Raw genomic sequence first — 15,172 nt, forward strand, 5'->3', positions numbered from 1 at the left:
ACGCCATCTGGGGGGAGTGAATAATGCCCTGCCTGTTAGAAATGCGAAATATCACTAAACAATTCGGCGCAGTGAAAGCCGTGGATAATGTCAGCCTGCACTTGGAAGCGGGGCAGGTATTATCCTTGTGCGGTGAAAATGGCTCAGGAAAATCCACCTTGATGAAAGTGCTGTGCGGAATATATCCGCACGGCAGTTATCAGGGCGATATTTATTTTTCGGGCGAGATCGTTTCGGCGAAAACCATTCGCGATACCGAGCAGAAAGGTATCGCCATCATTCACCAGGAATTGGCCCTGGTGAAGCAGATGACGGTGCTGGAGAACCTGTTTCTCGGCAACGAGTGGGGCCGCTATGGGGTGATGGATTACGACAACATGTACCTGCGCTGCCAGCGCATGCTGGCACAGGTCAAGCTGGAGGTTGACCCCAATACCCGCGTGGGTGAACTGGGGTTGGGCCAACAGCAATTGGTGGAGATCGCCAAGGCCTTGAACAAACAGGTGCGCCTGTTGGTACTCGATGAGCCCACCGCCTCATTGACCGAAAGTGAAACCGCCACGTTGCTGGCGATCATTGCGGATCTGCGCGATCACGGGATCGCCTGTATCTACATTTCGCACAAGCTCAACGAGGTGAAAGCGATCTCGGACTTTATCTGCGTGATCCGCGATGGCAAGCACATTGGCACCCGGCCTGCGGCGGAGATGAGCGAGGACGATATCATCGCCATGATGGTTGGCCGTGAGCTGACCGAGCTGTATCCGCAGGAACCCCATACCATCGGCGAGGTGGTCCTGCAGGTGGAAAACCTCACTGCCTGGCACCCGGTCAACCGGCATATCCGCCGGGCCGATAATGTGTCTTTTACCCTGCGGCGTGGGGAGATCCTCGGCGTGGCCGGGCTGGTTGGCTCCGGGCGTACCGAAACCATGCAGTGCCTGTTTGGCGCCTATGCGGGGCGTTGGCAGGGCAATATCACCATCGCAGGGCAGGCGGCCACCATCACCAACTGCCGCGAGGCAATGCGATATGGCATCGCCATGGTGCCAGAAGACCGCAAGCGCGATGGCATTGTGCCGGTGATGGGCGTGGGGGCCAACATGACGTTGGCGGCGCTGGGGGATTTAAGTGGCGCGTTGACGGTGCTGGATGATGCGCAGGAGCAGGCCACTATCCAACAATCGCTGGCACGGTTGCGGGTAAAAACGTCTTCTGCGGAGCTGGCTATCGCGCGTCTCAGCGGGGGTAACCAGCAGAAAGCCATCCTGGCGAAGTGCCTGTTGCTGAACCCGCAAATCCTCATTCTGGATGAGCCAACGCGCGGCATAGATATCGGGGCCAAGCAAGAGATTTACAAACTGATCAATCAATTGGCACAACGGGGGCTCGCGGTGATTGTGGTGTCCTCCGAATTGCCGGAGGTGCTGGGGTTAAGCGATCGGGTATTGGTGATGCACCAAGGGCAGATCAAAGCCGATTTGGTGAACCGCGATCTGACCCAGGAACAGGTAATGGAAGCGGCCTTGAGGAGTGAAACACATGTTGAAAAGCACGCAATCTGAAGCCAGCCTGCCGCCAGTGGAGGCAAAAAAGCCGCCGTTCGGGCTGAAAACCGTCAACCTGCAGGTGTTCGTGATGCTGGCGGCGATCGCCGTCATCATGCTGTTCTTTACCTTTACCACCGAAGGGGCCTATCTCAGCGCCCGTAACATCTCTAACCTGCTGCGCCAGACGGCGATCACCGGCATTCTGGCGGTGGGCATGGTGTTCGTGATTATTTCGGCGGAGATCGACCTTTCCGTTGGCTCAATGATGGGGCTGTTGGGGGGCGCGGCAGCGATCTTTGACGTCTGGTTCGGCTGGCCGCTGCCGTTGACCATTGTGGTCACGCTGTTGGCGGGGCTGTTGCTGGGGGCGTGGAATGGCTGGTGGGTAGCCTATCGTAAAGTCCCTTCGTTTATCGTCACTCTGGCGGGGATGTTGGCGTTTCGCGGTATTCTGATCGGCATTACCAATGGCACCACCGTGTCACCCACCAGCAATGCCATGTCACAGATTGGCCAGAGCTACCTGCCCAACGGAGTGGGTTTTGGCATTGGCGCGGTCGGTCTGATGCTGTTTGTGGCCTGGCAGTGGCGGCGGCGTAGTAGACGTACGCAACTGGGCTTGCCGGTAGCGGCAGCGAGCGGCGATGTCACCCGGCAGAGCATCATGGCAATCCTGGTATTAGGGGCGATTTACCTGCTGAACGACTATCGTGGGGTGCCAACGCCGGTGCTGATCCTGACCGCATTGATGCTGGCTGGGATCTTTATGGCGTCGCGTACCGCCTTTGGCCGCCGTATTTATGCCATCGGCGGTAATATCGATGCCGCGCGGCTTTCCGGGGTTAACGTTGAGCGTACCAAGCTGGCGGTGTTTGCCATCAACGGCCTGATGGTGGCGATTGCCGGGCTGATCCTCAGTTCGCGCCTTGGGGCCGGTTCGCCTTCTGCCGGTAACATTGCCGAGCTGGATGCTATCGCCGCCTGCGTGATCGGTGGCACCAGCCTGGCGGGGGGGATTGGTAGCGTGGCGGGAGCGGTGATGGGGGCGTTTATCATGGCCTCATTGGATAACGGCATGAGCATGTTGGACGTGCCGACGTTCTGGCAATATATCGTCAAAGGCGCGATCCTGCTGCTGGCGGTGTGGATGGATTCCGCGACCAAACGCCGGGTCTAGGCGCGGCTTTACACTTGTAGCTGTGACCGTATTTATTGCTGGGGAGCCCCCATGTTTAAGAAGCGCTACCGTATTACGCTGCTGTTCAACGCCAATAAAGTGTATGACCGCCAGGTGGTGGAGGGCGTTGGGGAGTATTTACAGGCGTCGCAAAGTGATTGGGATATCTTTATCGAAGAGGATTTTCGCTGCCGCATCGATAATATCAAGGACTGGTTGGGGGACGGCGTGATCGCCGATTTCGACGACCGGAATATTGAGCAGCTGTTGCGTAATGTCCAGGTGCCGCTGGTTGGCGTCGGGGGCTCTTATCATCGGGAGGCGGATTACCCGCCGGTGCATTACATCGCGACCGATAACCATGCGCTGGTGGAAGCGGCGTTTATGCACCTGAAAGAAAAAGGGCTGAACCGCTTTGCGTTCTATGGCCTGCCGGCCGAGGGGGGGAAGCGTTGGGCGCAGGAACGTGAACAGGCTTTCCGCCAGTTGGTGGCGGCGGAACAGTATCAAGGGGTGGTGTATCAGGGGATGGAAACCGCGCCGGAGAACTGGCAATACGCCCAGAATCGCCTGGCGGACTGGGTGCAGACTTTGCCCCAGCAGACCGGGATTATAGCCGTTACCGATGCGCGGGCGCGCCACCTGTTACAGGTGTGCGAGCACCTGGATATTCCCGTGCCGGAAAAACTCTGTGTGATTGGCATCGATAACGAAGAGCTGACGCGTTATCTCTCACGCGTGGCGTTGTCGTCGGTGGTGCAGGGGACGCGCCAGATGGGCTATCGTGCCGCCAAGCTGTTACATCAACTGCTTGATCAGCGTGATCTGCCGCTACAGCGTATTCTGGTGCCGCCGGTGAAGGTGATTGAACGGCGGTCTACTGATTTCCGTTCACTGCGTGACCCGGCGGTGATCCAGGCCATGCACTATATCCGTTACCATGCCTGCAAGGGGATCAAGGTGGAGCAGGTACTGGATGCGGTGGGCATGTCCCGTTCCAATCTGGAAAAGCGCTTCAAGGATGAAACCGGCCAGACGATCCATAACGCCATCCACCAAGAAAAGCTCGATCGCGCCCGCAATTTACTCACCGCGACCTCATTGCCCATCAATGAAATTTCCCAGATGTGTGGCTACCCATCGTTGCAGTACTTCTATTCGGTGTTCAAGAAAGGCTATGACATGACACCCAAAGAGTGCCGCGACCGTTTTGGGGAGGTCGGCTATTGAAACCGCAGTACCGGCACTGTTGGTCACGCGGCACATAATATTTCTGTCATTACGGCTCCCTATAGTGGCGTTGCTTTTTACCTTTGGGCAAAACCATTATCAGGGAGTACATAATATGCATAATTTACCATCCCGCCTGGCACTGCTGGCCAGTTGCCTGGCATTCAGCACCACGCTATGGGCGCAGGCTCAGGAAGTCCCCGCCGTGCTGGCCGGACACGCCGTATTTCCGGTGAAGTCCAGCGTCACTGCCCCCCAGGATGCACCAACCGATCTGCAACAGAGTGGTAAATACACCAGTGGCAAACGCATCACCGAACTGGGTAGCGTAGCGGGGAAATCTGCCGATCGGCTGACCGGCATCGGGCTACCCATCAATGGCCAGCCGTTGCAGGGGCATTCCGGTATCAAACACATGCCGGATGGCACCTACTGGGTGCTGACCGACAACGGCTTTGGCAGCAAGGCCAACTCGCCGGACGCCATGCTGTATCTCAACCATTACCGTATCGATTTCAAGGAAGGCACGGTAACGCCGCTAAAAACGCTGTTCCTGCACGATCCCGATAAAAAAGTGCCGTTCCATATCGTCAATGAAAGCAGCGACAAACGTTACCTGACCGGCAGCGATTTCGACCCGGAAAGCTTCCAGTTTGCCGACGATGCCCTATGGATCGGCGATGAATTTGGCCCTTACCTGATTAAAGCGGATTTGAACGGCAAGGTGCTGGCGGTATTTGATACCCAGGTTGACGGCAAGGTAGTGAAATCGCCGGATAACCCGACGCTGACGCTGCCAGGTGCGCCGGATGGCAAGCAGAACTTCCAGGTGGCGCGCTCCAAGGGCTTTGAAGGAATGGCGGTGTCACCAGACGGTAGTAAGCTGTATCCCCTGTTGGAAGGGGCGCTGTGGGATGGCGAAGAGTTCGAGAACGTGGCGGGCAAACGCTACCTGCGGGTGCTGGAGTTTGACGTCAAACAGCAGGCATGGACTGGCCGCAGCTGGCAGTATGTGTTGGAAGACAATCAGAACGCCATCGGTGATTTCAATATGATCGACGCCAATCATGGCCTGGTGATCGAACGTGATAATGGTGAAGGCACAGCCGATAAAGCCTGTGCGGCAGGCGCGCCAACGGATAACTGCTTCAGCCAGATCGCCAAATTCAAACGGGTCTACAAAATAGCGTTTTCCGACGCCAACGTCGGCAAACCGGTAGAAAAACTGGCGTATATCGATTTGCTGAACATTCAGGACCCGCAGAAGCTGGCGCGTAAACCGCTGAATAACGGCGTGCTGACCTTCCCGTTCTTCACTATCGAGAATGTCGACGTGGTGGATGGCAGCCATATCATCGTGGGGAACGACAATAACTTCCCGTTCTCTTCCAGCCGCGAACCCAACGTGGCGGATGATAACGAATTTATTTTGCTGGATGTGAAAGCCCTGCTACAACCGTAAAATTTTCCTTTATCGCCAAGCCTTCTCCTGATGGGGTGAAGGCTTTTTTATTCCGGTGATAAAGGAATACGTTAAGTAACTCCGTTTGGGTGGAAGCATAGTAGATATAGACGCAGTCATTTTCAGGTAAGTATATTAATAAAACGTTACTTTCAATCTTGCCGCTTCAGGTTGGCTTTCTGGTAGTCTGCTCTGGGCGTTTTACACTATGTCGCCATTTGCATTGTGAATAATGGCACCAAGGATTGAAGGTGGGAAAATGTCTCGTGTCAGTACCGAAAGTATTATTGCGAAATTAAATTCGTTAGCTATTGCTATTCCTTTGGAGATCTTGATTGCGTGGGAGTCTAGTGATGAGGCTTGGTGTTTAAAGGACGTGCATAAAAAGCCGGTGTATGCCAATGCCAGATATGGCCTGTTACTGAAACCGGAAGGAAATGGGAGACCTTCTGCACTGGCCCCTTTTAAGCCCTTTATCTCAATCCATGACCAACGCGTTATTGATGAGGTGAGGAAGATTGAGGCAGTAGGGATCCTCCCTATTGATAGCAAACGCATATTCAGCGTGTTTTATTGTGAACGCATGCCCTACTACGACAAACAGGCTCATTGCTCCGGTATTATCAGCCATATCAAGCCACTGCACTCCATCACACCGCGTTTTTTTGTCTCTGGTGACGGCATCGGTAAATTAACCGTTGCTTGTCCCTCCGAGATTTTATCCGCTAAGGAATGGGTCGTGGCTTTTCTGTTGTTACAAGGCATGGCGGAGAAGGAGATTGCCGGTATTCTCAACAGAACGCTGAGAACGGTAAAGTTCCATAAAAGTAACATTCTGGCGAAAGTCCATTGTGAAACCACACGGGAGTTTATATTTTTTGCCAGAAAGCAGCAATGGCAATTCTATATCCCACCGTTATTTTCTAAACCCTGTTATATCATCCGCTAATCATCTCACTACAAAACTGTACCTTTGGTACAGTTTATTGTTTACGCTTCAAGAGTATGCTCGCTTTCATCATCTGGCATCCCAGTTGATATCTCAATGACATGGATGAGAAGAGGTCATACAATGAGTTATGCAAGCAATCTTGATTTTCCCATATTAATTGTTTCTGTACGCGATAATAAAATACAGGTCGATGATAGCTATCATGCGATAAAGGAGGTGCTGGCATTAAATAACTACCATTTTATCCACGCGGAAACCAATGAAACGGCCCTGGCGATGGCCAGAAAAGAAGCGGGTATCGGTTGTATCATTATTAATGAGTGTGATGGGGCTAACCTGGGTGAGGGGTCTCCCATTATCAAGGAGATTATTCGTGTGATCCGCGCTAAAAACAGCCGGGTGCCTATCTTCTTTTCGTCAAGTGTGCCTTTGTTAGGGCGTTTATCGACGGAGGTGATTCAAGAGATCCATGAGTACATCAACATCAGCGAAGATACGCCCAAGTTTATTGCTGGCCGCATTCATCTGGCTATACGTCAGTATGTTGAGAACCTGCTGCCGCCTTACTTCGCCGCGCTAAAAAGTTACGCGTTAGACAGCCCTTACTATTGGGATTGCCCGGGGCATCAAGGGGGCGTTGCCTATCTTAAGCACCCGGTAGGCCGTGAGTTTATCAATTACTTTGGCGAAAACCTGATGCGGGCAGACATCGGTATCTCTACGCCGGAAATGGGGGACTGGCTTGAACATAAGGGAGCGCCGGGCGAATCGGAAACGCGAGCCGCCAAACTGTTTGGCGCGGACAAAACCTTCTATGTGACAGGGGGCTCATCCCAGTCTAACCAGATAGTGGGCCACTCAATTGATTTAAAAGATAAAATCATCCTGGTTGACCGCAATTGCCACAAGTCCGTCAACCATGAGCTGACCATCACCCAGGCTAAACCGGTCTATTTCCAGCCTGCGCGTAATGGGCTCGGCATTATTGGCTTGATCTCTCCCGATCAGTTTGAAGCCAGAGCGATCCAGCAAAAAATTGATGACAGCGTGCTGGCTTATCAGGCAGAAGACCGCTGCCCCGCCTATGCCATCATCACTAACTGCACTTACGACGGTTTGATTTATGACGTCACCGCCGTCACCCAAACGCTGGCCAAGTCGGTACCCCGGATCAAATTTGATGAAGCCTGGTATGCCTATGCGAAATTCCACCCCCTCTATCAGGGGCGTTTCGCCATGGATGTCCCCGAGGATAAAGACAACGGCCCAACGCTGTATGCCGTGCAATCGACACACAAGATGCTGGCGGCCTTTTCTTCAGCCTCGATGATACATATCCGCAATTCCAAGCGTGCGCCGGTGGATTACGACATTTTCAACCAGGCTTTTATGATGCACGGCACCACGTCACCGTTCTATCCGATTATTGCCTCGATGGATGTGGCGACCGCCATGATGGAGGGACAAGCCGGTAAGACATTGGTCGATGAAGCTATTCACGACGCTATCAGCTTCCGCAAGACGCTGGTGACCGTTGCAGACAAGCTCAAAGCGGAAAAAAGTGACAGGGGATGGTTCTTCGATGTCTGGCAGCCGAGCACGTTGCTGCAGGAGGGCAAAAAGGTTCCCTTCACCCAGGTTGCCGACGAGGTGCTAGCCAACGATCCCACCTGCTGGCAGCTGCGAGCGGGAGAGGCATGGCACGGCTTCGGCGATTTGCCGGAAGGTTATGCGATGTTGGATCCCATCAAGGTCACCATTACCTGCCCTGGGTTGAACGCGCAAGGAAAGATGAATGTTTTCGGCATCCCCGCGCCGGTAGTGGCAAAATTCCTGGATACCCAGCGAATTATCCCGGCCCGCAACGGCGACTACACCATTCTGGTATTATTTGCATTGGGTTCTACCCAGGGCAAATGGAATACCCTGATCGACATGCTGATGATATTTAAACATCACTATGACGAGAATACCCCGTTGACCTTGGTGCTTCCGCAGGTTGCGGCCAGCTTCCCCGCCTATCACAACATGGGCATCGGTGATTTATGCCGGTCGATCCATCAGGCCAATATCGAGCTGAAAATTGCCGAGCTTTTGGAGCTTGCCTGTTCTGCAGAGGCCATCCCCGTTCTTACCCCCTCCCAGGCCTATCAATGCCTGATCTCCGACCAAACCGAGCAGGTCAAGGCTGCCGACATAAACAACCGCACGCTGGGCGTGATGATAACCCCTTACCCACCGGGCATTCCGCTCATCATGCCGGGTGAAAAGGTGACGTCAGAATCACGGGCCATCGTCGATTACCTGGTGGCCTTGCAGACCTTCGGCCAGCGCTTCCCCGGCTTTGAACATGAACTGCAGGGGGTGGAAGTGGATGAGAACGGCACTTATTGGGTACGGTGCATAAAAGAAACGCCTGCCAGCGCTGCCGACAAGGTTCCTGTTTCCACCATGCGTTAATCAGCCTGCGCATTATCCCCATGGGTGCGATCCGCACCCTCTTCAAGATTTGTATCAACGCAATAATGATGGGAAATATCATGGCTTCTGTTAATACTGCCTCCGTAAAAAAAATGGGGTTGGTCGCCCTGACGTTGGTGACTGCCTCTAACATGATGGGATCCGGGGTCTTTATGCTGCCAACCAATCTGGCGGGCATCGGGTCTATCTCTTTATTTGGCTGGGTGATTACCATTGTTGGCGTGATTGCCTTGGCGCTGGTGTTTGCCAAGAACAGCATGGTGACACCGCGTGATGGCGGCATTATTGCCTATGCCAGCGACGCATTTGGGCCATTTATTGGCTTTCAGACCACCATCTGTTACTGGATCAGCGCCTGGGTGGGTAACGTGGCGCTGCTGGTGGCGGGTGTGGGTTACCTAAGTTATTTCTTCCCCATTCTCAAAGATCCGCTTGTCAGCTCTATCACCGCCATTGTTATCCTCTGGGGGTTTATCGCTCTGGCTTCTTTGGGGGCAAGGGTGGCCGGGCGCTCCCAATCATTCACCGCCTGCTGCATGCTGGTGGTGGTATTGGGGATCGGTTTTATTGGCTGGTTCTGGTTCAAACCCGCGTTGTTCACCGAAGTTTATAATGGCACCAAGGGTAGCGACGCTTCGGCAATCCTCTCCGCCGCATCTTTGGCTTTGTGGGGCTTCCTGGGTGTGGAATCCGCAGTGGTGTCCAGCGGACAGGTGGAAAACCCCGAATCCACCGTGCCCAAGGCGACGGTATTGGGGCTGCTGATTGCCGCCGTGTGTTATGTCACCAGCTGTTCGGTGATTATGGGATTGGTACCGCATAGTGAATTGGTGAATTCCGCCGCCCCCTTTGCCGACGCCGCTCGTTATATGTTTGGTGAATTTGCCGGGGAAGTGGTTTCCGCACTGAGCATTATCGCCTGTTTCGGCTCGATCTCTGGCTGGCTGATCTTGCAGTCTGAAGCCCCAAAAGCTGGCGCGAAGCAGGGGCTATTCCCGAAATTCTTTGCCGTGGTGAACAAAAACGATGTACCGATGAAGGGGCTGATTTTTACCGGCGTGCTGATGACCGTGGTATTACTGACCACGGCTTCGCCTAATCTGGCAAAACAGTTTCAGGTGATTGTGCTGATGTCGGTGTTTGCCTCTTTACTGCCCTATATCTATGCGCTGGTCGCGCTACCGATCATCATGGTGGCCAAATCTATGAATAAGGGCGGGGGCTTCATTTTCTACTGCACGTTGGCGGTGATTGGCATTCTCTACAGTCTGTTTGCCCTGTTCGGATCGGGAGGCAATGCCATGTTCTGGGGGGTATTGATGATGATGCTCACCATCCCGTTATATGCACTGGTTGCGGCAAAACGCAGCAAAAGCGGGATAAAAACACTGTACCTGGATAGCGAGGAGTAGCTGTAAAAAAACAGAAAGCGCGGTAACAATGAAGGCGTTACTGCAACAGTGAATGGCTCTTTTATCTCAAAGCCTTCTCCTTGGGGGGAGGCTTTTTATAAAGGTGACAAATAAAATACAGCGAATCACCCCTTTTCGGGGAGATATAAAACCCTGCCATTATTAGTTGTTCATTTTAACTAAACGCGTTACTTTCAATTTTGCGTAATATCCTAGCGGTGAGGCTAAGTGGCAATTCTACATTTCGCCGTTATTTGCCAAACCTTGCTATATCATCAGGTAATAGTCCCACTAAAAATAGTACCTTTGCGACTATTCAGATATTGGCAAGGTCCGACAGTAAGGCTAGAACATTGATCTAATAAGATTAGTGGCGGATCTGTGCCAGCTCGTCTTCGGTCAGACCGGTCATTTTCATGACGGTGTTGCGATCGAGACCGTTCTGCAGCATGGTGCGGGCAATTTTCAGCGTAGCATCGCGCTCGCCTTCTGAATGCCCTTCCTGCCGACCAAGCTGAATGCCCTTCTCGATACCCTTCTCAATGCCCTTCTGTTCAAGCTGTTGTGCGATGGTCATCAGTGTGTCCCCATGTTGCGGCACTCGCTGTGCCAGTTGGCGTACAAAGGCTTCGGCGTCTGACGTTTCGCCCGCCTGTACAATATAGTGTACCAGCGATACTACCTGTGATGAAGAGAGATATCCGGCCAGTAGGATGGGAGCGAGCCTATCCACCAGTTCCGCCAGATCCCGATGATGAATGTGCTTCTGCAGTAGTGTCAGAGCCGCCATGCTGCGATGGCCTGCGATTTCGTCATCAGGGATGACGGTGACATCGACAAGCGGAAAAGCAGCGCTGTAAAGTTTACCGGCCAGCTCTGGGTTAGCAAACTCATCCAGCCACCGGGTGGAATAGGGGTATGGGCTGCGCTTACCGGTATAGAATAGCATCGGTATTACCAAAGGTAGCTTTTTGTGGCCCGCCTCCAGATGGCGCTGCATGGCCGCTACAGCGTACCTGATGAGCCTGAAAGCCATGTGCTGATCCGGGGTGGACTGGTGTTCGATGAGCACGTGGACATAACCGTCATCCCCAGCAGTGGTTTTCAGGCTGTAGAGCACGTCGCTGAAGTACTGGCGGAGGTTATCTTCCACAAAGGAGCCTGATTCCAGTTTCAGGGTATTAAGGTCGCAGATGGCACGCAGCTCTGCCGGGAGGTGTAGTTCCATGAAATCACGGGCAACCTCTGGCTGGGTCAGGAACTGTCTGAATGTGGCATCGTGGGGTGTTGGCGTGTTGTTTTTCTTTTTCATCATAATCATTTCACTCCGATACTGATTTTAAGCTGACGTTATTATTTTTCGCATGTCTCTCCATTGATTTATCTGAGGCAGGCTCCGGCGAACCTGTATTCAGGACATTTATTAATTCACCGATGTTTTTATTAAGATGTGAAATTAATTCAGATTTTGTTTGTGGCATACCCATAAAGAACCCCCTCTCTTTTTTAGCATAGATCCCGTGAAGGCATTGCATGGTGTAATTATGGACTACCGACTATTACAGGGGAAGAGGTATTGGCGACGTCACGGTTCCTTCAACCAAATACACACCTGCGGTCAAATATATTTGCACGGAAAAATTCAGGATAATAGCTATGTTGTCATCAATATGAATAATTTCTGCCAAAGATGCAGCCAATTCTCACATTTCTTTTTCGTGGTTAAAAAATGATGGGCCGGTTAGGGAGGATTTTTACCAGCGTACTGATGACCGTGGTATTACTGACCACGGCTTCGCCCTAATCTGGCAAAAAAGTTACAGGTAAGTGTTATGCGTTGGTTGTCGCTAAACGCAGTAAAAGCGGGATCAAAACGTTGTACCTGGTTAGCGAGGAATAGCCGTAAAAAACAGAAAGCGCGGTAACAATTTTCGTTCCCGGTCAACAACCGGAAAACGCAAACTGTGCCGCGCCTAGTTAGCAGCAGTAGCGATTAATGCACTGCCTGTGGGGCTTGCCAGTTTTCGTGATAGATATGTACGGCTTGCTCTTGCGTGGTAGTGCGATCGCCGGTCAGGCGGTAGGCCACGGTGAAGGCAAAATCAAACGCGGCCCCCAACCCTTGGCCACTGATCAGATTGCCATCTTCCACAACCCTTTCAGCCACGTAGGTACCATCTTCGATCTCCTGATGCAGATCGCCAGAACAGACATAACGGCGGCCTTGCAGCAGTTTGTTGGCAGCCAGCACGCGAGCGGCGGCAGAACACAGTGGGCAGATCAGCTTGGCAGCACGATCGTGGCGGCGGATAAACTCCACGACCAGCTCGTTTTCCGCCATTGCGGCAGTAGCCTGCGGCCCACCGGGGATCACCACGGCATCGTACAGTTGGTCCATGCGGCGTTCCAACAGAGCATCGGCAAACATACGTATCTGGTGATAGCTGCGCAGCTCCAGCCTATCCTGGCAGGACAGCAGCTCTACCTCTATCTCCATACGACGTAACACGTCGATCACGATAACCGCCTCGGCCTCTTCAAATCCTTCGCTCAGCAGGACGGCAACTTTCTTGGTCATAGCATCTCCAGCAATGTACGGGTTAATAACCCGGGCTCGGCTAGGGTAGCAGATAAAAGGCGGGAGTTTTGTGCGGGAGAGCAAGTGTAAGAAGGGGATCGCGGAAACTTGAATTCCCTCTTAGCAGGTAGGGGGATTCGCGCTATAATCTGCGACTTGCTTCCTGTATCCAGAGGAAGATCCTCGTCCCCGGTGGGGCGGCTGGACTTCAAATCCAGTTGGGGCCGCCAGCGGTCCTGGGCAGGTTCGACTCCTGTGATCTTCCGCCATTCGATGTCTTCTGAACTCTCCCAACGTCAACTAAACCCACGTTAAACCCTTGTGTATCAAGCCTTCCTTGTATTCCGAAGTCAACAGGAGTCTACTGGTATCAATATGCCCCTGGGGGCACTATTGGGCAAACCGACCACTGTGGGTAAAATCACATGCCACCAAAACAGCTGAAAACCATTAACAATCAAACAATAGCGTCACTTGATGCCCGTAGCAAACCCTATAAGTTTTCTATCGGTAGGGGGCTCTATCTGCTGGTAGTGCCTACAGGCTCAAAATACTGGCGTCTGAAGTACCGCATAGACGGAAAGGAAAAGAGCCTGGCATTCGGGACATACCCTGCTGTCACGATTAGCGAGGCCATCATGTTAAGGGAAGAGGCCAGAGCGAAGATCAAAGATGGTTACGATCCCGCGATTGATAAAACTCTGGAGAGGGAACAACGCCGCCAGGAACGTACTAAACAAGCTTTCCAGCTTTCGCTCACCGAACCCGGTGGGCTTATCATCAAAACAACTAAGCAAACCCTATCGCTTACGCCAGAGCAAACTCAGGCCGTCAAAGCATTCTTGCTTTCAGGAGGAAACAACGATGCCATTAACTGATGCAAAAGTTCGGGCATTAAAGCCCAGAGATAAGCCGTACCGCTTAGGTGACGCCGGGGGGCTATACGTTGAAGTGGCAACGAATGGATCGCGTTACTGGCGCATGAAATACCGGGTTGCCGGTAAAGAGAAGCGTCTTGCCTTTGGCGTTTACCCCGATGTTTCACTGGCAGATGCTCGTGAAAAGCGCGATGCGGCCAAAAAGATCCTTGCGGCAGGCGGTGACCCTAGTGAAACCAAAAAGGCGGAGAAGCTTGCTCAGAAGCTGAATTCGGAAAACACCTTTGAAGCTATCGCCCGCGAGTGGCATCAGACCAAAGCTGACCGCTGGTCACTGCGCTACCGTGATGAAATCATTGATACCTTCGAGAAAGATATCTTCCCTTATATCGGCAAGCGGCCTATTGCCGATCTCAAGCCGATGGAGTTGCTGGAAGCACTACGCAAAATGGAGAAACGCGGAGCGCTGGAGAAAATGCGTAAGGTTCGCCAACGCTGCGGAGAAGTCTTTCGTTTTGCTATTATCACCGGCAGAGCTAATTACAATCCTGCCCCCGATCTCGCCAGCGCTTTGGCAACGCCGAAGAAGGAGCACTTCCCCTTCCTGACAGCTCAGGAACTGCCATATTTCCTCAAAGACCTATCTGGTTACACTGGCAGTGTCATCACTAAAACCGCAACCAAGATCATCATGCTGACGGGTGTAAGAACCCAGGAGCTGAGATTCGCGTGTTGGCAGGATATCGACTTCGATAATGGCGTATGGAGCATTCCGCCTGAAGTGATGAAAATGAAGCGACCGCATGTCGTTCCATTATCAACGCAGGTTATCGAGCTGTTCAGTTCTCTCAAGCCGATTACTGGAGGCTATCCCTTGGTGTTCATTGGTCGGAACGATCAGCGTAAGCCAATCAGTAAGGAAAGCATCAATCAGGTCATCGAGCTATTGGGTTACAAGGGGCGACTGACTGGCCATGGCTTCCGCCACACCATGAGTACCATCTTGCATGAGCAGGGCTATAACTCTGCCTGGATTGAGACGCAGCTTGCGCATGTGGATAAGAACAGCATCCGTGGCACGTACAACCATGCGAAGTATCTGGATGGACGGCGTGAGATGCTGCAGTGGTATGCCGATTACATGGATAACCTGGAGCGTGATGGGAATGTGGTGCATGGTGAGTTTGGGTGTCGTGCTTAGGGTGAGGTGATTTTTCTGAAGGGGGGTCGGCAGTGCCAGTAGTGATGCTGGTGCTGTTGGTTTTTTCGATGAAATAAATCGAAAAATGGAACGGGTTTTTCTATTAAAATAAACTTGTTATAGTTAATCCGTTGAAGCATGAGTGTAATGGGATAATCTGTCTCTTATACACATCTGACGCTGCCGACGATGCCAACTAAAGAGGGGGGGGGGGGGGGGGGGGGGGGGGGGGGGGGGGGGGGGGGGGGGGG

At 52.8% G+C, this 15,172-nt stretch carries 12 protein-coding genes and 1 tRNA gene; 10 read left to right on the top strand and 3 right to left on the bottom strand.

Annotated elements, in window-relative coordinates; all coding sequences use genetic code 11:
• The first annotated feature begins 23 nt into the window (after positions 1–23).
• The 7 genes from JHD74_RS17385 (at position 24) to JHD74_RS17415 (ending at position 10,264) form a co-directional block, all read left to right on the top strand.
• A complete protein-coding gene (locus tag JHD74_RS17385; protein WP_024527306.1) occupies positions 24–1,565 on the top strand; it encodes a xylose ABC transporter ATP-binding protein in 1,542 nt (513 codons plus the stop codon).
• Positions 1,543–2,727: a xylose ABC transporter permease XylH gene (gene xylH, locus JHD74_RS17390; protein ID WP_024527305.1), complete on the top strand. Its 1,185-nt coding sequence runs from the start codon at positions 1,543–1,545 to the stop codon at positions 2,725–2,727. The genes JHD74_RS17385 and xylH overlap by 23 nt, the downstream gene beginning before the upstream one ends.
• 51 nt (positions 2,728–2,778) lie before the next feature.
• Positions 2,779–3,957, top strand: a complete 1,179-nt coding sequence (gene xylR, locus JHD74_RS17395; protein ID WP_024527304.1) for a D-xylose utilization transcriptional activator XylR — start codon at positions 2,779–2,781, stop codon at positions 3,955–3,957.
• Between the two features lie 115 nt (positions 3,958–4,072).
• Complete coding sequence (locus tag JHD74_RS17400) at positions 4,073–5,419, top strand: esterase-like activity of phytase family protein (RefSeq protein WP_024527303.1); 1,347 nt, start codon at positions 4,073–4,075, stop codon at positions 5,417–5,419.
• A gap of 259 nt (positions 5,420–5,678) precedes the next feature.
• A complete protein-coding gene (locus JHD74_RS17405) occupies positions 5,679–6,368 on the top strand; it encodes a helix-turn-helix transcriptional regulator (protein WP_029710806.1) in 690 nt (229 codons plus the stop codon).
• Between the two features lie 123 nt (positions 6,369–6,491).
• Positions 6,492–8,831 (top strand): Orn/Lys/Arg decarboxylase N-terminal domain-containing protein, encoded by a 2,340-nt coding sequence (locus JHD74_RS17410; RefSeq protein ID WP_199063174.1) that lies wholly within the window; start codon positions 6,492–6,494, stop codon positions 8,829–8,831.
• Positions 8,832–8,911: 80 nt separating this feature from the next.
• Entirely contained in the window at positions 8,912–10,264 is a 1,353-nt protein-coding gene (locus JHD74_RS17415; protein WP_024527302.1) for an amino acid permease, read from the top strand.
• 367 nt (positions 10,265–10,631) lie between these two features.
• Here JHD74_RS17415 and JHD74_RS17420 read toward each other — a convergent pair whose 3' ends face one another.
• From JHD74_RS17420 to JHD74_RS17430, 3 genes are all read right to left on the bottom strand, one after another.
• Positions 10,632–11,576 (bottom strand): Rpn family recombination-promoting nuclease/putative transposase, encoded by a 945-nt coding sequence (locus tag JHD74_RS17420; RefSeq protein WP_024527301.1) that lies wholly within the window; start codon positions 11,574–11,576, stop codon positions 10,632–10,634.
• 10 nt (positions 11,577–11,586) lie between these two features.
• Positions 11,587–11,751 (bottom strand): hypothetical protein, encoded by a 165-nt coding sequence (locus JHD74_RS17425; RefSeq protein ID WP_161629476.1) that lies wholly within the window; start codon positions 11,749–11,751, stop codon positions 11,587–11,589.
• A 506-nt stretch (positions 11,752–12,257) separates the two neighbouring features.
• Complete coding sequence (locus JHD74_RS17430) at positions 12,258–12,842, bottom strand: DJ-1/PfpI family protein (RefSeq protein WP_021181316.1); 585 nt, start codon at positions 12,840–12,842, stop codon at positions 12,258–12,260.
• 174 nt (positions 12,843–13,016) lie between these two features.
• Here JHD74_RS17430 and JHD74_RS17435 point away from each other — a divergent pair.
• From JHD74_RS17435 to JHD74_RS17445, 3 genes are all read left to right on the top strand, one after another.
• Positions 13,017–13,111 (top strand) — tRNA-Sec (locus JHD74_RS17435).
• A 156-nt stretch (positions 13,112–13,267) separates the two neighbouring features.
• The gene (locus JHD74_RS17440) at positions 13,268–13,720 is read left to right on the top strand and encodes an Arm DNA-binding domain-containing protein (RefSeq protein ID WP_199063175.1); all 453 of its coding nucleotides are present in this window, start codon (positions 13,268–13,270) and stop codon (positions 13,718–13,720) included.
• A complete protein-coding gene (locus tag JHD74_RS17445; RefSeq protein WP_199063176.1) occupies positions 13,707–14,921 on the top strand; it encodes an integrase arm-type DNA-binding domain-containing protein in 1,215 nt (404 codons plus the stop codon). Before JHD74_RS17440 ends, JHD74_RS17445 begins: the two co-directional genes overlap by 14 nt.
• The last annotated feature ends 251 nt before the right edge of the window (positions 14,922–15,172 follow it).

This window comes from Serratia sp. ASV30 (assembly GCF_016428815.1).
In the GTDB taxonomy this organism is placed as follows: Bacteria; Pseudomonadota; Gammaproteobacteria; order Enterobacterales; family Enterobacteriaceae; genus Chania; species Chania fonticola_C.